This window comes from Tropicimonas aquimaris, assembly GCF_042676185.1.
Lineage (GTDB): Bacteria > Pseudomonadota > Alphaproteobacteria > Rhodobacterales > Rhodobacteraceae > Tropicimonas > Tropicimonas aquimaris.
The window spans coordinates 1-17,974 of sequence record NZ_JBHTJT010000022.1 but is presented as its reverse complement, the minus strand read 5'-3'; the positions used below and the strand labels follow the sequence as shown (position 1 = coordinate 17,974).

The window sequence follows — 17,974 nt, the reverse complement described above, 5'->3', positions numbered from 1 at the left end:
AGATGGAACCAAGGCGGGTCATGCACTAACAATCAAACCGGACCAGTCAGATCAGGCTCCCCACTAGTGAAAGGGAAGTATGCAGCACTTAAGTGGCTGGATACACCAGAGACAGATCGAGAGTCCCTTCCCGACCTGACAGATGAAATTGCAAGGCTGGCAAAGGAAACCGATGCTTTGCAGTTGCCAGACTATCCAGCTCCCAAGCCGAGCCGCCTTGCACAGCCGCTGGATAGAATCCAAGAGACCAAGTTACGGTTTCTGCCAGATGAGCGACTGACCATTACTCTCGGACGGGATGAGTACACAGCGGACCTAACGAATACCGCACTCCCCTCAGACTCACTTGATGATGACGGCGAAGACAAAGAGCTTGTTAGCTATCAGGAGCTGTTTCTAATCATCCGGAAGCCTGACTTCCTGGGTAATGCGAAATGGGAGTTTTCCCATGGCAAGGCCCGGCTGACAGCTCGGATTGAGGATCCTGACTGGATGGAAGATTTTCACGCCAGAAAGCATGCGATCTTTCCTGGAGACGCACTCCGCGTGAGGATTCGCCTCGAGCACCAATACGACGCGAAAGGCAACCTCACGGGCGCCAAACAGAGCATCGTCAAGGTCTTTGACGTTATCCCGGGCCCAGGCCCGGAGGATGATCTGTTCGAAGAGTAGATTGGTTTCCCGAGCTACAAGCTAGTGAAGCATCGATAGCTGCAATCCGCAAATGCCCACCTACACGGCATTTTCGTTACCCCAGGCGTTACCCTCCCGACAAACACCAAAGAAAAAGGCTTAGGCGTTTCCGCCTAAGCCTTTGAATTCTATGGCGCGCTGGGGAGGATTCGAACCCCCGACCCCTTGATTCGTAGTCAAGTACTCTATCCAACTGAGCTACCAGCGCGTGAGGCGTTCAATTAGACTCGGCCGCCGGGCGATGCAAGAGCCAATCGAAGAAAATCACTCCGCAACATCGGCGACCATCGCCACCGCTTTTGGAAGGAAGATCGCGAAGGCGGTTCCCTCCGGTCCAGTATGAAGCATGTCGAGCCGGCCGCCGTGGCCGCGCACCAGATCTGCGGAGATCGCGAGGCCGAGACCGGTGCCGCCCTTGCGAGTGCCGCCTTGGAACGCCTGAAACAGGTATTCGCGTGCCTTGGGCGGCAGGCCGGGGCCGGTGTCCTCCACCTTGATCGTCCAGCCTTCGTCGGTCTCGTCGGCCGAGATGCATATCTCGCCTCCCTTGCCGGTGGCCAGGATCGCCTGGCGGGCATTCCGGATGAGGTTGCTCAGAACCCGGTAGAGCTGTTCGGGGTCGGCCCGGAGATACATGCCGGCGGGGATGTCCTCGCCAAAGCTGACGTCCTCGTTGCCGACAGCGAGGCGTTCGCTCTCGACGACGTCGAAGACGAGCGGGGCGAGCTGGATGTGTTGCAACCGCGGCGCGGGCTCTTCGGCCTTGCCGAATGCCAGCGTCGACTCGCAGAGCGAGACCGCCCGCGATATCGAGTTCACCAGCTTGGGCGCGGCGCGCTGCACGGCCGGATCCTCGCTGCTCTCCATCCGGTCGGCGAACAATTGCGCCGAAGTCAGGATGTTGCGCAGGTCGTGGCTGATCTTGGCCACCGCAGCCCCGAGTTGGGCGAGCCGCTCCTTCTGGCGCAGGGCTCCGGTCAGCTGGGTCTGCATGGATTGCATCGCCTCCTCGGCCTCCCGCAGCTCGCGCACGCCGGCCTCCGGCGCGATGATCCGGCGGGCATCCTCGGGCGCGGTCGCATAGCTCTGCATGACATCGACGAGGTGACGGATCGGCGCGACGATCAGGCTGCGCACGGAGAGGAAGAGCAGCAGGGCCGTAACGGCCGAGATCACCGCCGAGAGCAGCAGGATGCGCAGGCCGTAGTCGACCATCGCGCTGCGAAGCTCGCCGGTCATCATGGTGACCTCGATGAGCAGGCCGGCCTGCTGGACCGGATCGCCGATCACCCGGACGACCTGCGGCTCCGGCTCGAGGATGCAGGCGATGGCATCACGTATCAGTTCCAGCGCGCTGGCGTTCCGCAGGTCGTAGGTCGCCTGGATCGGGGCGGGAATGGGTGAGGACAGCACAAGCTGCCGGATCTCGTTGCGCCGCAGAACCACGTTCAGCACCCCGGCGTTTTCCAGCAGCTCGGCTTCGAGCTCCTCGTCCAGCATGTCGTCCGAGGCCAGCACCGCCAGCGACGCGATCTGCGCCCGCTCCAGGTGCGACAGCAGGAAGTCCTCGCGGAACCGCGCCACCGAGGGCACGAAGATCAGAACCTCCGCCAACATGACGAATGCCACCGTCAGAAGAAGGAAGCGGCCGGAGAGCGAATTGAGGAACATCTGCCTAGAGTGCCTTACGGGACGTGGCGCTGTATGAAGCCCACCACTTTCTTGACCCAAGGACTATCAAACAGACGCGGGGAGAAATAGGCCCCTGCGACGCGCTTGTTGACCTCCGACAGCGTCGGGTACGGCAGCACCGTATTGGTCAGCGCCTTCATCTTGAGCCCATTGGCCAGTATCATCGCCCAGGTGCCGATCAATTCTCCGGCCTGCGGGCCCACGATGGCGGCCCCGACCGGGCGTCCCTTGTGGACCATCACCTTGACGAGGCCCGTCGTGCGGCCCTCGGCGATCGCCCTGTCATTCTGGTCGTAGGAGAAGCGAATCACCTCCAGCGCGTCGCCATGACGGTCGCGGGCCTCGGCCTCGGTCAGACCGACCTGCGCCAGTTCCGGATCGGTATAGGTCGCATGCGGGATATGGGAATCCGATGCTTTGGCCGGCAGGCCAAACAGGATCGAGCGCGCGATCACCCCGGCGTGGTAGTTCGCGACATGGGTGAACTGCTGCCGACCGGCGACATCGCCGATTGCATAGACGCGCCGGTTGCTGCTGCGCAGGGCGTCATCGACCTTGATGCCCGTCTTCTCGAACGCGACTCCCGCGGCATCCAGGCCCAGCCCCTCCGTCGTGGGGGAGCGCCCGGCCGCGACCAGAAGATGCGTGCCGGTGATCGCCGCCTCGCCGCTGTGCACGGTGATGTCGCCCGCCGATCCGGTGACCTTCTCGACCTTGGTGTCCTCGAGGATCTCGATGCCCTCGGCGCGCAGCCGGTCGAGGGCAATGGCCGCCAGTTCCGGATCTTCCCGCCCGAGGGCGCGCATCGCCTCGATGACGGTCACCCGGCAGCCGAGACGACGGTGGGCCTGGGCCATTTCCAACCCGATCGGCCCGCCTCCGATGATAATCAGGTGCTCCGGCCGTTCGCGCTGCTCGAAGAGCGTCTCGTTGGTGAGGAACGGCACATCGGCCAGCCCGTCGATGGGCGGCACGAGCGGGCGGGACCCGGTCGCCACCACGAAGCGGCGGGCGGTGATGCGATGCGGGCCGGCCTCGACCTCGCTCTCGGAAACAAAGCGCGCGCGGTCGCGGAGCACGGTCACGCCAAGCCCCTCGAAGCGTTCCTGGCTGTCATGCGGCGCGATGGTTTCGATCGCGCCGCGGACATGGCCCATCGCCGCGGCATAGTCGATCACTGGCTCGACGGAAGCGACGCCAAAGGCGGCGCCCGAGCGCATGCCATGCGCGTGCTTGGCGGCGGAGATCAGCGACTTGGACGGAACGCAGCCGAAGTTCAGGCAATCCCCGCCCATTTCGCCGGCCTCGATCAATACCACGCGTGCGCCCATCTGGGCCGCGCCGGCGGCCAGCGACAGGCCACCCGACCCGGCGCCGATGATGCAGATATCGGTTTCGATGCGATCCATCGCTCAGTCCTCCTTGCGGCCGCGAACCGCCCGGAGGACGATCGGCAGCGCCGCCAGAACGCAGAGCCCAAGGAGCGGCAGCAGGATATGCGGCTCGAAGATCACGACGAGATCGGGGGTTCCGCCCGTGGCCAGCACCTCGCCCAGCCCGCTGCCGACCGAGGTATAGACCAGCCCGCCGGGGATGATGCCGAGAAAGGTCGTGATCGCGAACCGGCCGAGCGGCACGCCCACGAGCGCCGGCACGAGGTTGGCGACGAAGAAAGGCACCACCGGCACCAGCCGGATCAGGAACAACATTTCCCACTGGTTGGCGTCGATCCCGGCCTTGATCTTGCGGACCTGCCCCTCGGAGGCGTCCATCCGCGCCGCGAGCGTCTCGCCCAACCCGCGACGCGCGGCAAGAAAGATCACGCAGGCGCCGATCGTGGCGCCAAGCACGTTGAAGAGCACGCCCGGAAACAGGCCGAACAGGAAACCGCCGGTCAACGTGGCAACCGTGGCGCCCGGCAGGGAAAAGGCGACGATGACGATATAGACAGCGACGAAGGCAAGCGCCGTGGCCACGAAATGGCTGTCGCGGAAGGCAATCAGCGCCTCGCGGTTCTCGGCGAGGGTCTCGAAGCTCAGGGCATCGCCGAGCAGGAAGGCGCCGGCCACCGCCACGATGGCAATGGCGGCAAGAGGGAGGGCGCGCGTAAAATTGGCACGTCTGGGCTGGGTCGTGTCGCTCGGCATGGGTCTTGGCTTGCTCATGATGTGATATTGTCATGTCGAACATGAGCGTTGGCGCGGAAATGCGACAGAGGGCTCACGCCCGCTTGATGCGCCACCTGCCCTTTCGTGATAAGTCCTGCGTCCCGGCGCGGGTTTTGAAACATCCGGTCTGGAAATCGGCCGCCGAAAAACCTGAATGTTGCAGGCTTTCTGTGAGCAAACCGAATTGACTCGGGTCGCAATCTCGCTTAAGCGCCGGGCTTCGAGATATCAGAGCCTTCGAATCCGTGCCGGATTTGGGCCCAAGCACAAGAACGGAGACGGAGCGATGAAACGCACCTATCAGCCTTCCAACCTGGTTCGCAAGCGCCGCCACGGCTTCCGTGCGCGCATGGCCACCAAGGGTGGTCGCAAGATCCTGAACGCCCGCCGCGCCCGCGGCCGGAAGTCGCTCAGCGCGTGAGCCGGGGGCGGCCACCGATGGCCACCCTGACCAAGCGCAGCGAGTTCCTGGCGGCCGCCCGTGCGGGGCGTGCCGGGACGCCGGGATTTCTGCTTCAGGCGCGCAAGCGCCGCGATGACGAGGCCGATCCGTCGCTTGTGCGGGTCGGCTTTACCTGTTCAAAGAAGGTCGGCAACGCCGTCGCCCGCAACCGCGCCAAGCGCCGCCTGCGGGAGATCGCCCGAGCCGTGCTGCCCGAGGCCGGGCGGCCGGGCTGGGACTACGTGCTGATCGGCAAGGCGGGCGCGACGGCCGACCGGCCGTTCGACGCGCTGCTGGACGATCTGCGAACGGCGCTGGAGCGAGTGCATTCGCCCAGGCCGCGCAAGTCATGAGCCCCGCCGCCTGGATCCTGTCGCTTCCGATCCGCGGCTACCGGCTCATCTTCTCACCCTGGGTCGGCTTCAACTGCCGCTATCAGCCCACCTGCTCCGCCTATGCGCTGGAGGCGCTGCGCAGGCATGGCGCGGTTCGCGGAGGCTGGATGGCGCTCAGGCGGATCGCTCGGTGCAACCCTTTCGGCAGCTGCGGCTACGACCCCGTACCCGGCACCGACCCGGAGCACGACGCCGCCCACCGTCACTGACCGCCGCTGGGCGGTCGTGCCTTCGGCGAGGGTCTTTCCGGACAGAAGAAGCCGTCAGGCCTTGCGCCAGTCGAAGAAGCCCGGGCCGGCCCGGTCAAGAAGGCGGGCCGCGATCTCCCGCCCGAGCGCTGCGCCGTCGGCAATCGGCGCGCGGCCGTAATCGGTGAGGCATTCGCTGCCGTCGGGCCGCAGGATCTCGCCCCTCAAGGTCACCTCGCCCCCCGAGAGCTCGGCAAGCCCGGCAATCGGGGTTTCGCAGGAGCCGTCGAGCGCCGCGAGATAGGCGCGCTCGGCTGCCAGCCGTTGGCCGGTCGGCCCGTCGTGGATCGCGTCGAGCAGGGCCGCCGCCGCGCTGTCGCCGGTGCGCCGCTCGATGCCGATCGCCCCCTGTGCGACCGCCGGGAGCATGTCCTCGGCGGCGATCGGCGTGCGGCGGACATCGTCCATCCCCAGCCGGTTCAACCCCGCACAGGCGAGAAAAGTCGCCTCGGCCACGCCCTCGGTGAGCTTGCGCATCCGCGTCTGCACGTTGCCGCGGAACTCCACCACCTGCAGATCGGGCCGGCGGAACAGAAGCTGGGCACGACGGCGCAGGGAAGAGGTCCCGACCACCGCGCCCTCCGGCAGATCGCCGAAAGCCATGCCGTCGAGCGTGACAAAGGCGTCACGGACGTCCTCGCGCGGCAGGTAGCAATCGAGCGTCAGCCCGGCGGGCTGCTCCACCGGCATGTCCTTCATTGAGTGGACAGCGATATCGATCCGGCCGGTGAGCAGGTCCTCCTCGATCTCCTTGGTGAAGAGCCCCTTGCCGCCGATCTCCTTGAGCGGCCGGTCGGCCGCGATCAGCGCCCGGTCGTCGCCCGTCGTCTTGATCACGACGATCTCGAAGGCGGCCTCCGGCAGATCGAATGCGGCGGCAAGCCGGTTTCGGGTCTCGTGGGCCTGCGCGAGGGCGAGCGGGGAGCCGCGGGTGCCGATCCGGAGCGGTCGGTCGGGGGAGGGAAGAGCCTGTGTCATGGGCCGTGCTTAATTGCCGCCCCGCTGACTGACAACTCCCCCGCGACTTGACTTCCCGTCGCAGAGGCCGCACCCAGCGATGCGCCGACGAGGGAGAGGGCCCGATGACCGTGACCAAGAAACTGCTGCGCTCGCTTGCCGGTGAGGTTCTGCCAACCCCACCCATCTGGATGATGCGGCAGGCCGGGCGCTACCTGCCGGAATACCGCGCCACCCGCGCGCAGGCCGGCGATTTCCTGTCGCTGTGCTACAACCCTGACCTCGCCGCCGAAGTCACGCTGCAGCCGATCAGGCGCTACGGCTTCGATGCCGCGATCCTGTTTGCCGACATCCTGCTGGTGCCGCAGGCGCTCGGCGCCGACCTTTGGTTCGTCACCGGCGAAGGACCGCGGCTCTCCACGGTGACCGCGCAGGCGGAGTTCGACGCGCTCAAGGGCAAGGACGACATCCACGAGGTGCTCTCGCCGGTCTACGAAACCGTGCGGATCCTGTCGCGCGAACTGCCCTCCGAGACCACGCTGATCGGCTTTGCCGGCGCGCCCTGGACTGTGGCGACCTACATGATCGCCGGGCGCGGCACGCCGGACCAGGGGCCGGCCCACGCGTTGATGGCCGAGAACCAGCCGCTGTTCGACGCTCTGATGGAGCGACTGACCGACGCGACGATCGAATACCTCTCCGCCCAGGTCGAGGCCGGCGCCGAGGTGCTGAAGCTGTTCGACAGCTGGGCCGGCTCGCTGAAGGGCGAAGCGTTCGACCGCTATGCGCTGGAACCGGCGAAGAAGATCATCGCCGAACTCAAGGCGCGCCACCCCGACACGCCGATCATCGCCTTCCCGCGCGAGGCCGGCGAGCGCTACATCGGCTTCGCCCGCGCCACCGGGGCCGATTGCGTGGCGCTCGACAACTCGGTGAGCGCAGACTGGGCCGCCGAGCACGTGCAGGTGGATGGCTGCGTGCAGGGCAACCTGGCGCCGACGCACATGGTCACCGGCGGACAGGCGCTGGTCGACGAGACCCGTCGGATCGTGAAGGCCTTCTCGAAGGGCCCGCACATCTTCAACCTCGGCCACGGTATCACCCCCGATGCCGATCCGGAGAACGTCGCGCTGATGATTGAGACTGTCAGGAACGGGTGATCCGTTCCTTGCAGGCCTTGCGGCGGGCCTGGCTCTCTGCGGGCCAGTGTTCCCTGAGGTCGTAATACTGCGGCACGGCGGGCGCGCCCTCCGGCAGTACCACCCAGGGCTGCTTGCTCTCGGTGAAGATGTGGATGCTTGGCGGACAGGCATCGGGGTCCTCCAGTGTTCCGACCCGAACGAAGTGGAACACAGGGGACGCATAGGTACTCCACAGCGCAACCTTGCAGGTCGGGCAGCGGGCGATCTTCTGTCCCCGACCGCTTTGGGTGGGCGTGTCGATCACCTCCGGTGAGCCGCTGAGAACCGAAAACCTGTCCGCCTCGATGATCGCGTTCATTGCGAAGGCGGAACCGGTCTCGCGCTGGCACCACCGACAGTGGCAGCAATGGACAAAGAGCGGCGCCTCGGCCAGCTCGTAGGTGATCTCTCCACAATCGCACCGACCGCGCATCTCAGGTCTCCTCCCTTGCCCCGGCCGACTCCGCATCGCGAATCTCCGCGAGCGAGCATCTCTGCCGCCCTTCGGCATCGAAGTTCTCCGCTGCGAGCCAGGCTTGCAAGGCCGTACGAACCCGGGGCCAGTCCCCATCGGTAAGGGCGAACCAGGCGGTATCGCGGTTGCGCCCCTTGTAATGGGTCGCTTGCCGAAAGGTGCCTTCGTAGAGGAAACCGAGCCGCTCCGCTGCCGCGCGCGAAGGCGCGTTGAGTGCGTCGCATTTCCACTCGTAGCGGCGATAGCCGAGGCCCGTCATGGCATGGTCGGCCATCAAGAACATCGCCTCGGTCGCCATCGGCGTGCGCTGGACCAGGGGCGAGAAGTTGATGTGCCCGACCTCCACCGAGCCGTTGCCCGGATCTATCCGCAGGTAGCTCGCAAGGCCAAGGCACTGCCCCTTGCCCGCCTCGCGGACGGTGAAGAACATCGGGTCGTCGCCGAGGCAGGTCGCGCGCATCCAGTCGGCCAGCGCCTGGGCACTGTCGAAGGGCCCGTAGGGCAGATAAGTCCAGATCCGGTCATCGGTGCTTGTCGCGAAGGCCTCGAACAGGCTAGCCGCATGCGCCTCCGGATCTGCCGGTTCGAGGGTGCAGAACCGCCCCTGCATCGGCGCCTTGTGCGGACGCGGCCGTGGCAGCGCCACGTCGAGCGGCCAGCCGATGGGCTGACCGAGCGCGTTGGTACGCGGCTCCCGCGTCAGTACCATTTTGCGACCGGCGGCAGGGACATCAGCACCGCGTTGGCGTCGTGCCCGGTGGCGAGGCCGAACTTGGTGCCGCGGTCGTAGACGAGGTTGTATTCGGCGTAGAGCCCGCGATGGACGAGCTGCGCTTCTTTGTCGGCCTCGGTCCAGGGCTGGTTCCGCCGCCGTTCGGTCACCGGCAGGAACGCCGGCAGGAAGGCCTCTCCCACCGCCCGCGTGAAGGCGAAATCGGCATCCCAGTCGCCGGTGTTCAGGTCGTCGTAGAAGATCCCGCCGACACCGCGCGCCCGGCCCCGGTGCGGAACGAAGAAATACTCGTCGGCCCAGGCCTTGAACCGTTCGTAGTAGTCGGAGGCATGCGCATCGCAGGCGGTCTTGAGCGCCGCGTGGAACGCGGCGGTGTCCTCGTCGTACTCGATGCAGGGGTTGAGGTCCGCACCGCCGCCGAACCACCAGGCGTGCGGCGTCCAGAACATCCGCGTGTTCATGTGGACGGCCGGCGTGTGCGGGTTCTGCATATGGGCCACGAGGCTGATACCGGAGGCCCAGAAACTCGGGTCGGTCTCGATCCCCGGCACGCCACGCGCCGCCATCGCCTTCTGCGCCGCCTCACCCAGCTTGCCATAGACGGTCGAGACATTGACGCCGACCTTCTCGAAGACCCGGCCACCACGCATGACGCTCATCAGCCCTCCACCCGCGTCGCCACCGTCGTCGGAGGCGCGTTTCGTCTCGGTCACCTCGAAGCGCCCGGCCGGCAGGCCGGCCATCGGACCCTCGGCCTGGCTGTCCTCCAGCGCCTCGAAGGCGGCAACGATCCGGTCGCGCAGCTCGCGGAACCAGGCAGAGGCACGCGCCTTTTCCGTGTCGAATGGCTGGGTCATGTCAGGCTCTCCCTCGCAGATCATCGGAGCGCTAGCAGTTTTGCCGAGAACGGGCCAGCCCCGGAGGCGATTGGCGCGGCCATGCAGGGGGTCTAAGCTTCTGATATGCGACACCTGATTCTCCTGCTTGCCCTACCTGCGCTCGTGGCCTGCGCGCCGACACGGCAGACCTGCCTCAAAGCCGCGACCCAGGATGTGGCCGTGGTCGACCGGCTGATCCTCGAGACGCAGGAGAACCTGTCGCGCGGCTACTCGCTGGATCGCGAAGCCTATGTCACCAACACGGTAGACCTGTGCCTCGGCAGCAGCCGCGGCGGATATGGCCGTGGATTGGGCGTCGGTTGGAGTTACTGCAACACGCCGACGACGCGCTACCGGGAACGCCCCGTGGCCATCGACCGCGCAGCCGAGCAGCGCAAGCTGCAGGAACTGCGGCAAACCCGCTCCCGGCTGGTGAAGGAATCGGAAGCAGCACTTCAGCAATGCAACCTGCGTTACCCGGCCGGCTGAATGTCAGAGCGGTCGTCGCGGGCTAGTGGGCCGGCGCCGAGACCGGGTCGAGAAGGGTGCGGCCGCCATCCACGGTCATGATCTGGCCGGTCATGAAGGCCGCTGCGTCGGAGGCCAGGAACTGCGCGGCCTCGGCCACCTCGCCCGGCTTCGCGATGCGGTGCATCGGTGTATGGTCCCGGATGTTCGTCCGGTAGTCGGCGTTCTGCTTGAGCGCGCCCTTCAGGCTGTTCGACAGCACCGAGCCGAAGGAAACGCCGTTTACCCGGATCCGGTGCGGTGCGAGCGCCACCGCCAGCGAGCGGGTCATCTGGTCGAGCGCCGCCGTCGATACGGAGTAACCGAGCAGCTCGGGGTGGGTGCGCCGCGCCGCAATGGAGGAGAGGTTGATGATCGAGCCGATGGTGCTGGGCCTTTCGTCCGGCTCGATATCCTCCACCTGCTTGATCATCCGCTTCGCCACCGTCTGGCTGAGCCGCAGCGAGGTCATCAGGTTCTGTTCGAGCAGCATCTGAACGGCGTCGTTGTCCGGGTCCAGCGGGTCGGAGGGCACCATCTGCCGGCAGGCGTTGACGAGGATGTCGACCCGCTCGAAGGCGTCGATCGTGGCCGAGAGCAGGTTGGCAATGGTCAGCCGCTCGCGCAGGTCGCCGGCAAAGGCGCGCGCGGTGCCGCGGCCGCCGTCGCCATTGGCCTCGCCCAGCTCGTCGCAGAGCCGGCCTTCGTCCATGTCGGCGAACATCACGTTCGCCCCCTGGTCGACGAAATGCCGAGCGATGGCGAGCCCGACGCCGTTGGCGGCGCCGGTGACAATGGCGGTCTTACCTTCGATAGAGAAGCTCATGGGAAGTCCTGGTGGTCCTTGCCTCGGGGGCGTGGGGGGATGTTAGCCGAAGTCAGCGCCGCGAGCGCGTGGCGGATTGCCCCTGCGGGCGGCGCGCGGCGAAAAGCTTGAAGGACGGCGGCCCGGCAAGCTCGCGGGTCTCGCGGAAGGCGGCCTGCAGCGGCGCCTCGTAGGGAAGATGCCGGTTGGCGACCATCCAGAGCGTGCCGTGGGGCGCGAGCAGCCGGGCGGCGCTGGCGATGAAGGCCGCGCCGAGGGAGGGTTCGGCCTCGCGGCCCTTGTGGAACGGCGGGTTCATCACGATGTGGTCGAACGCCCCGGCGTCGGTCCAGGTGGTGGCATCGGCCCAGTGAAAATGCGCGCGCTCGTCGCGAATGTTCATGCGGGCGGCCTCGAGGGCCGCGTGCTCCGCCTCGACCAGGGCGCATTCGGTGACGCCGCGCCGCTCGAGGACGTGGAAGGCGAGATAGCCCCAGCCGGCACCGAGGTCGGCGACGCGGCCGGGCATCTTCTCGGGCAGCGCCTCGGCCAGCGCGACGGAGGCCGGGTCCGGCCCGTCGGCGGAAAAGACGCCGGGCGCGGTGACCCATCCGCTCTGCAAGGTCTGGACCAGCGGCAGGTCCCAGTCGGCGAAGGTGCCGGGGGCGGCCTGGAACTGGAACACCTTTCCATGGGCCTTGGCGAAGGGCGCCGAGACCTCGGCCCGGGCGCGGATCTCGCGCAGCAGGGAATCGATGCCGTCGGTCTTTTGCCCGTCGACGATCACCGAGCCGCCCTGCGCGCTCGCACGGGCCACCAGCGCCCGGGCCTCGGCCTTGGCGCGGGGCACCATCACGAGGGCTGCGGCGAAATCCTCCGGCGCGGCAGTCCCGACCCGGTAGCCTCGTTGCAACCAGGCGTCGTGGTCCGGACGGCTGCCCTGCACGATCTGCACCCGTTCCCGCGGCATCGCGGAGAGATCGTCGGTCTCGCGCGGGCGGAACACGGCGATCGGCCCGGAGGCGGGCAGATGGATAGCTCCAGACTGGAGCGCGAGGCTGAGGCGGCTATCGGACATGGGCGGCAGGTTCTAGCCTGCCCGGCAAGCCACGTCACGCGAAAAATGCGCCGGTGGGCTCCCGCCGGCCCGCACGTCATCGGAGATGACATCCGACCCGTTGGGCCCAGCCGCGCGCTGCGCGCGCGGCAGCCGGCCCGGACCGGCACGCCGGGCGTCGCTGCGCCGCAGCGCTCGAATGCTGCAAACGCAAATGATTCGAATGGTTTACTGGCGTCAAAACGGTTGCTTTGTGGCACTTCGGCAGTAATCTTTCCCGGGCGGACAGGAGGAGGAACCTGCGGGGAGGAAGGTGACCGGCGACGCCGGAACCCGATTGAACGAGATGGCGGATCTGCCGCGCACCCGGGCCCAGATCGGGCCGGTGTGGCGCAAGGACCGAGACGCCAAGGACATTTCAGGGACCCGCGCGACCTTTTGCTTCGACGATTTCAGCGCTCGTCAGACGGCCACCACCCGCAAATCGGGGCGCAGCTGACGCGGCATCGATTTAGAACGGATGCGGGGAAAAAGTCCGCATCGGCCAGGGAGGACAAGAATGGCGAACGTGAAACTCACGGTAAACGGGCGCGCGGTCAGTCGCGACGTGCCCGACACCACCCTGCTCTCCGAATTCCTTCGGGAGATGCTGCGCCTGACCGGCACCCATGTGGGCTGCGACACCAGCCAGTGCGGGGCCTGCGTGGTGCATGTGAACGGCAAGGCGATGAAGAGCTGCACGGTGCTCGCCGCCGCGATTTCCGGGGGCGAGGTGACGACGGTCGAGGGGCTGGCCAACGGCAGCCTGCACCCGATGCAGACCGCCTTCAACGACAACCACGGGCTTCAGTGCGGCTTCTGCACGCCGGGCATGATCATGACCGGGGTCGACATGGTGAACCGCTACAAGGCGGCGGGCCGGGAACTGACCGAGGAGGCGATCCGCCACGAGCTGGAAGGCAATATCTGCCGCTGCACCGGCTACCACAACATCGTGAAATCCATTCAGGACGCCGCCGCCAAGATGTGAGCGGCCGCCCCGCGGGGCGTGGCTCACGCGGCAGACACTGAATCCAGGGAGAAATTCTATGAGCGAAGGAATCGGCGCGCGCGTCAAGCGCAAGGAAGACAAGCGCTTCATTACCGGCAAGGGCAAGTATACCGACGACATCCGGATGGAGAACCAGGCCTACGCAGCCTTCGTCCGCAGCCCGCATGCCCACGCGAAGCTGCTCAGGATCGATGCCAGCGCCGCGCTAGCGATGGATGGCGTGATTTCGGTACTCGAAGGTGGAGAGCTGAACGCGGACGGGATCGGCAACATCATCACGGGTTGGGCGATCACCTCCAAGAACGGCGAGCCAATGAAGTGCGGCGCTTGGTCGGCACTGGCCGTCGGCAAGGTACGCTACGTCGGGGATGCCGTGGCGATTGTCGTTGCCGAAACGCAGGCACAAGCTCGTCTGGCTGCTGAGGCCGTGGTGGTTGAATACGAGGAACTGCCCGCATCCATTTCCACCGCCGGCACGCTGGACCCAAATGCGCCGCAGGTGCACGACAACGTGCCCGGCAACCTGATCTATGACTGGGAGATCGGGGACGAGGCCAAGACCGACGCGGCCTTCGCCAGTGCCGCGAACGTCACCGAGCTCGACCTGATCAACAATCGCCTGTCGCCCAATGCGATGGAGCCACGTTCCGCCATTTCGGTCTACGACGAGGCAGAGGAACACTACACACTCTATACAACCAGCCAGAATCCTCATGTTGCACGGCTTTTGCTCTCTGCATTCTACAGCGTCGCGCCCGAGCACAAGCTTCGGGTCATTGCACCCGATGTTGGCGGCGGCTTCGGCTCCAAGATCTATGTCTACCCAGAAGAATTGACCTGCCTCTGGGCCTCTATGAAGACCGGGCGGTCGATCAAGTGGACGTCAGACCGGTCGGAGGCATTCCTGACCGACGCGCACGGGCGTGACAACGTCACCAACATAAAGATGGCGTTCGACGAGAACAATCGCATCACTGCGCTCAAGATCCATAACATCGCCAACCTCGGAGCCTATGTCTCCCTGTTTGCGACAGTGACGCCAACGTACCTGCACGGAACAAACTACTCTGGCGTCTACGACATCCCGGCAATCTACGGGAACGTGAAGGCCGTGCACACCAATACGACGCCGGTCGACGCCTACCGGGGCGCAGGGCGCCCCGAGGCGACCTACATGCTGGAGCGCGTCATCGAAACCGCGGCACGCGAACTCGGGGTCGATCCGGGGGAACTGCGCCGGATCAACTACATCAAGGAATTTCCCTACCAGACGCAGGTCATTCTCAACTACGACTCAGGCGACTACGTCGCCACGCTCGACATGGCCCGCAAGGCCGCCGACGTGGACGGCTTCCCGGCACGCAAAGCCGAGGCGGCTTCGAGGGGCAAGTTGCGCGGGCTCGGCTACGCATCATTCGTAGAGGCAAGCGGAATCGCCCCATCCGCAGCGATCGGGTCGCTCGGTGCCGGGGTTGGCCTATGGGAATCCGCAGAGGTGCGCGTCAATCCGGTCGGAACGATCGAGATACTGACTGGGAGCCATAGTCACGGACAAAGCCACGAGACGACCTTCGCCCAATTGGCAGCGGAGCGTTTTGGCTTGCCAATCGACAATATCCAGATCGTCCATGGCGACACCGACAAGGTCCAGTTCGGCATGGGCACCTACGGATCGCGCTCTGGCCCGGTTGGCATGTCGGCAGTCATGAAGGCTCTCGACAAGGTCGAGGCGAAAGTGCGGAAGATCGCAGCACACACGCTCGAGGCCTCCGAGGACGACTTGGTGATCGAGAACGGCGAAGTGAAGGTTGCAGGCACCGACAAGAAGATGGCTTGGCACGAAGTCGGCCTCGCCGCCTACACCGCACACAACCTGCCGGATGGGATGGAGCCGGGGCTCAAAGAGGGCGCATTCTTCGACCCCGTCAACTTCGCCTTCCCTGCCGGAACTTTCATCTGCGAAGTCGAAGTGGATCCGGAGACTGGCACGACCGAGATCGTGCAGTTCGTCGCTGCGGACGATTTCGGGACCATCATCAATCCAATGGTCGTGGAGGGCCAGGTTCACGGCGGCGTCACTCAAGGCATCGGCCAAGCGCTATTGGAGGGCGTCGTCTACGATGGCGATGGCCAGCTTCTTACCGGGTCCTACATGGACTATGCCATGCCACGCGCCAGTGACGTTCCGAGCTTCGTGGTGGAGCATGGCTGCACACCTACGCCCAACAACCCGCTCGGCATCAAGGGCTGCGGCGAGGCCGGCGCCATCGGCTCGCCGCCGGCGGTGATCAACGCCATCACCGATGCCATCGGCACCAACGACCTGCAGATGCCCGCAACCCCGCAGGCGGTCTGGCGCGCCATCCAGGCGGCCAAATCGCCCATGGCGGCCGAGTAAGGGAGGAGACGAGATGTATCCGACGACCTACCACAAGCCCGAAACGCTCGAGTCCGCTGTCGCCATGCTGCAGGGGTCCGAGGAAGGCAAGATCATCGCCGGAGGGCACACGCTGCTGCCGACGATGAAGAACCACCTCGCGGCCCCGACCGACGTGGTCGATATCCGCGGGATCGCCGCCCTTCACGGGATCTCCGACGACAGCGGCACGCTGGTGATCGGCGCGACGACAACCCACGCCGAGGTTGCCGGCAGCGCCGTGGTCGCGGCCGCCTGCCCGGCGCTCGCCTGCCTTGCCGCCGGGATCGGCGATCCGGCGGTGCGCCATGCCGGCACGATCGGCGGCTCGCTCGCCAACAACGACCCGGCGGCGGATTATCCGGCCGCGGTGCTCGCCCTTGGCGCCACGATTGTCACCAACCAGCGGGAGATCGCGGCGGACGAGTTCTTCGACGGCATGTTCGCGACGACGTTGGAGGAGAGCGAGATCATCACCGCGGTCCGCTTCCCGGCCTGCGAGGCGGCTGGGTATTCCAAGTTCCCCAACCCGGCGTCGCGCTATGCCATGGTCGGCGTCTTCGTGGCGAAGACCAATGGCGGTGTGCGCGTCGCCGTCACCGGCGCGGGCGAGGACGGGGTGTTCCGCCACGACGGGCTGGAAGCGGCGCTCTCGGCCAGCTTCGCGCCCGAGGCAGTGGACGGGGTCTCGGTCAGCCCGGACGGGCTTCTTACCGACCTGCACGGCGACGCCGCCTACCGGGCCAACCTGGTCAAGGTGATGGCGAAACGGGCGGTCCTGGTCTCGGCCTGACCCGTCCCGATCACACGGAATGGGAGCCGGCCCAGCCACGGGCCGGCTCCTTTCCATTGCGCCTCCCCGGCAGCCATTCCGGCCGCTGCCTCGACAGAAAGCCGCTGATGCGGCAGACTGCTGGTATCAAACGAGATTCTTGACGAGCCCACGCCCAGCGGCGCGGGCAGGCATGCGATGTGGAACCGGGTACTCGATACATCCCTGCGCCGTCTCGTGGGCACCGGCACGCTCACGGTCGTGGATGCGGAAGGCAGCGCGCGCACCTATGGCGCGGGTGACGCGCCACGGGTCACGGTGCACCTGAAGGATCCGGACCTGGCGCAAAAGCTGCTCCGGAACCCGGATCTCGCACTGGGCGAGGCCTACATGGATGGCCGCCTGACCATCGAGGAGGACGATCTGCCGGCCCTCATGGCGCTGCTGCTGATGAACCGGGGAGATGGCCGGACGATCCCGGCGATCCAGGCCAACCTCGCGCTGCGGCAGATGCTGCGCCGGGCGGCACAGACCAATCCCCTGCCCCGCGCCCAGGCCAACGTGGCGCATCACTACGACATCTCGCAAGCGCTCTACGATCTCTTCCTCGACGCGGACCTCAACTATTCCTGCGCCTATTTCAGACACCCCGACGACACGCTGGAGACGGCGCAGGCGCAGAAGAAGGCCCATATCGCCGCCAAGCTCCGCCTCGAGCCGGACATGCGCGTCTTCGACATCGGCTGCGGCTGGGGCGGCATGGCGCTGACGCTGGCGCGCGACCACGGCGCGCGGGTGCTCGGCGTGACGCTGTCGGAAGAGCAGCACCGGGTCGCCAGCCAGCGGGTGCAGGAGGCGGGGCTTGCGGAGCGGATCGAGCTGCGGCTGGCAGACTACCGGACCGTGACCGGCAGCTTCGACCGGGTCGTCTCGGTCGGCATGTTCGAGCACGTGGGCGTGCCGCATTACCGAGAGTACTTCTCCCATGTCCGGGACCGACTGACCGGGGACGGGGTGGCGCTGATTCACACCATCGGGCGCTATACGCCACCCGGATCGACCAGTCCCTGGATCACCAAATACATCTTTCCCGGCGGCTATGTCCCCGCCCTGTCGGAGGTGATGGCGGCGGTGGAGAAGGAGCGGCTCTGGACCACCGATGTGGAAGTCTGGCGCCTGCATTATGCCGAGACGCTGCTGAAATGGCGGGAGCGCTTCGAGACCAATATCGACGCGGTACGCGAGATGTTCGACGAGCGGTTCTGCCGGATGTGGCGCTATTATCTCGTGGCCTCCGAGATGTCCTTCCGCCACCACAACCAGGTGGTGTTCCAGCTCCAGCTTGCCCGCCGGCAGGACGCCGTGCCGCTGACGCGGGACTATCTCCACCGCTGATCCGGAAACGAAAAAGGGCCGCCCCGAAGGGCGGCCCAGATCCCAGATCTCGAGAGTGATTACTCGACGATCTTGGAGACGACGCCGGCGCCGACGGTGCGGCCGCCTT

Annotated in this window: 20 protein-coding genes and 1 tRNA gene; 11 read left to right on the top strand and 10 right to left on the bottom strand. The window is 66.2% G+C overall.

Annotated features, from left to right (window positions below):
* On the top strand, positions 1-672 hold a 672-nt coding region (locus ACFQ2S_RS12925; protein WP_386075028.1), incomplete at its 5' end, for a hypothetical protein.
* 152 nt (positions 673-824) lie between these two features.
* On the opposite strand, the gene ACFQ2S_RS12920 is transcribed toward ACFQ2S_RS12925, so the two are convergent.
* The 4 genes from ACFQ2S_RS12920 to ACFQ2S_RS12905 all read right to left on the bottom strand — a co-directional run bounded on the left by ACFQ2S_RS12920 (position 825) and on the right by ACFQ2S_RS12905 (position 4,550).
* A tRNA-Arg gene (locus ACFQ2S_RS12920) sits at positions 825-901 on the bottom strand.
* Positions 902-957: 56 nt separating this feature from the next.
* Complete coding sequence (locus tag ACFQ2S_RS12915; protein ID WP_386075026.1) at positions 958-2,364, bottom strand: sensor histidine kinase; 1,407 nt, start codon at positions 2,362-2,364, stop codon at positions 958-960.
* A 14-nt stretch (positions 2,365-2,378) separates the two neighbouring features.
* On the bottom strand, positions 2,379-3,794 hold the full coding sequence (locus ACFQ2S_RS12910) for a dihydrolipoyl dehydrogenase family protein (RefSeq protein WP_386075025.1): 1,416 nt from the start codon (positions 3,792-3,794) through the stop codon (positions 2,379-2,381).
* A gap of 3 nt (positions 3,795-3,797) precedes the next feature.
* Complete coding sequence (locus tag ACFQ2S_RS12905) at positions 3,798-4,550, bottom strand: TVP38/TMEM64 family protein (protein ID WP_386075023.1); 753 nt, start codon at positions 4,548-4,550, stop codon at positions 3,798-3,800.
* A gap of 289 nt (positions 4,551-4,839) precedes the next feature.
* Between ACFQ2S_RS12905 and rpmH the strand changes: the two genes are divergently transcribed.
* The 3 genes from rpmH to yidD are packed head-to-tail and all read left to right on the top strand — an operon-like array spanning position 4,840 to position 5,599.
* Positions 4,840-4,974, top strand: a complete 135-nt coding sequence (rpmH, locus tag ACFQ2S_RS12900) for a 50S ribosomal protein L34 (protein ID WP_089233247.1) — start codon at positions 4,840-4,842, stop codon at positions 4,972-4,974.
* A complete protein-coding gene (gene rnpA, locus ACFQ2S_RS12895) occupies positions 4,971-5,348 on the top strand; it encodes a ribonuclease P protein component (RefSeq protein WP_386075021.1) in 378 nt (125 codons plus the stop codon). The genes rpmH and rnpA overlap by 4 nt, the downstream gene beginning before the upstream one ends.
* Positions 5,345-5,599 (top strand): membrane protein insertion efficiency factor YidD, encoded by a 255-nt coding sequence (yidD, locus tag ACFQ2S_RS12890; RefSeq protein WP_386075019.1) that lies wholly within the window; start codon positions 5,345-5,347, stop codon positions 5,597-5,599. Before rnpA ends, yidD begins: the two co-directional genes overlap by 4 nt.
* Before the next feature lie 54 nt (positions 5,600-5,653).
* On the opposite strand, the gene hemC is transcribed toward yidD, so the two are convergent.
* Complete coding sequence (gene hemC, locus ACFQ2S_RS12885; RefSeq protein WP_386075017.1) at positions 5,654-6,616, bottom strand: hydroxymethylbilane synthase; 963 nt, start codon at positions 6,614-6,616, stop codon at positions 5,654-5,656.
* Between the two features lie 104 nt (positions 6,617-6,720).
* Between hemC and hemE the strand changes: the two genes are divergently transcribed.
* Entirely contained in the window at positions 6,721-7,755 is a 1,035-nt protein-coding gene (gene hemE / locus ACFQ2S_RS12880; protein WP_386075015.1) for a uroporphyrinogen decarboxylase, read from the top strand.
* On the opposite strand, the gene ACFQ2S_RS12875 is transcribed toward hemE, so the two are convergent.
* Genes ACFQ2S_RS12875 through hemF form a run of 3 tightly spaced genes read right to left on the bottom strand, consistent with a single transcriptional unit; the run spans position 7,742 to position 9,841 of the window.
* A complete protein-coding gene (locus tag ACFQ2S_RS12875) occupies positions 7,742-8,209 on the bottom strand; it encodes a GFA family protein (protein WP_386075014.1) in 468 nt (155 codons plus the stop codon). The two genes, hemE and ACFQ2S_RS12875, sit on opposite strands and share 14 nt — an antisense overlap.
* Position 8,210: 1 nt before the next feature.
* On the bottom strand, positions 8,211-8,960 hold the full coding sequence (locus tag ACFQ2S_RS12870; protein WP_386075012.1) for a GNAT family N-acetyltransferase: 750 nt from the start codon (positions 8,958-8,960) through the stop codon (positions 8,211-8,213).
* Positions 8,951-9,841: an oxygen-dependent coproporphyrinogen oxidase gene (hemF, locus tag ACFQ2S_RS12865; protein WP_386075010.1), complete on the bottom strand. Its 891-nt coding sequence runs from the start codon at positions 9,839-9,841 to the stop codon at positions 8,951-8,953. The genes ACFQ2S_RS12870 and hemF overlap by 10 nt, the downstream gene beginning before the upstream one ends.
* A 105-nt stretch (positions 9,842-9,946) precedes the next feature.
* On the opposite strand from hemF, the gene ACFQ2S_RS12860 reads away from it, so the two are divergent.
* Entirely contained in the window at positions 9,947-10,351 is a 405-nt protein-coding gene (locus ACFQ2S_RS12860) for a hypothetical protein (protein ID WP_386075009.1), read from the top strand.
* Positions 10,352-10,373: 22 nt separating this feature from the next.
* On the opposite strand, the gene ACFQ2S_RS12855 is transcribed toward ACFQ2S_RS12860, so the two are convergent.
* Positions 10,374-11,195: an SDR family NAD(P)-dependent oxidoreductase gene (locus tag ACFQ2S_RS12855; protein WP_386075008.1), complete on the bottom strand. Its 822-nt coding sequence runs from the start codon at positions 11,193-11,195 to the stop codon at positions 10,374-10,376.
* 52 nt (positions 11,196-11,247) lie between these two features.
* On the bottom strand, positions 11,248-12,252 hold the full coding sequence (locus tag ACFQ2S_RS12850) for a class I SAM-dependent methyltransferase (RefSeq protein ID WP_386075006.1): 1,005 nt from the start codon (positions 12,250-12,252) through the stop codon (positions 11,248-11,250).
* Between the two features lie 292 nt (positions 12,253-12,544).
* Between ACFQ2S_RS12850 and ACFQ2S_RS12845 the strand changes: the two genes are divergently transcribed.
* The 5 genes from ACFQ2S_RS12845 (at position 12,545) to ACFQ2S_RS12825 (ending at position 17,865) form a co-directional block, all read left to right on the top strand.
* A complete protein-coding gene (locus tag ACFQ2S_RS12845) occupies positions 12,545-12,730 on the top strand; it encodes a hypothetical protein (protein WP_386075004.1) in 186 nt (61 codons plus the stop codon).
* A gap of 60 nt (positions 12,731-12,790) precedes the next feature.
* Positions 12,791-13,261, top strand: a complete 471-nt coding sequence (locus ACFQ2S_RS12840; RefSeq protein WP_386075003.1) for a (2Fe-2S)-binding protein — start codon at positions 12,791-12,793, stop codon at positions 13,259-13,261.
* A gap of 58 nt (positions 13,262-13,319) precedes the next feature.
* Entirely contained in the window at positions 13,320-15,680 is a 2,361-nt protein-coding gene (locus ACFQ2S_RS12835; RefSeq protein WP_386075001.1) for a xanthine dehydrogenase family protein molybdopterin-binding subunit, read from the top strand.
* A gap of 13 nt (positions 15,681-15,693) precedes the next feature.
* The gene (locus tag ACFQ2S_RS12830; protein ID WP_386075000.1) at positions 15,694-16,491 is read left to right on the top strand and encodes an FAD binding domain-containing protein; all 798 of its coding nucleotides are present in this window, start codon (positions 15,694-15,696) and stop codon (positions 16,489-16,491) included.
* 177 nt (positions 16,492-16,668) lie between these two features.
* Positions 16,669-17,865, top strand: a complete 1,197-nt coding sequence (locus tag ACFQ2S_RS12825) for a class I SAM-dependent methyltransferase (protein ID WP_386074998.1) — start codon at positions 16,669-16,671, stop codon at positions 17,863-17,865.
* Positions 17,866-17,974: the final 109 nt, after the last annotated feature.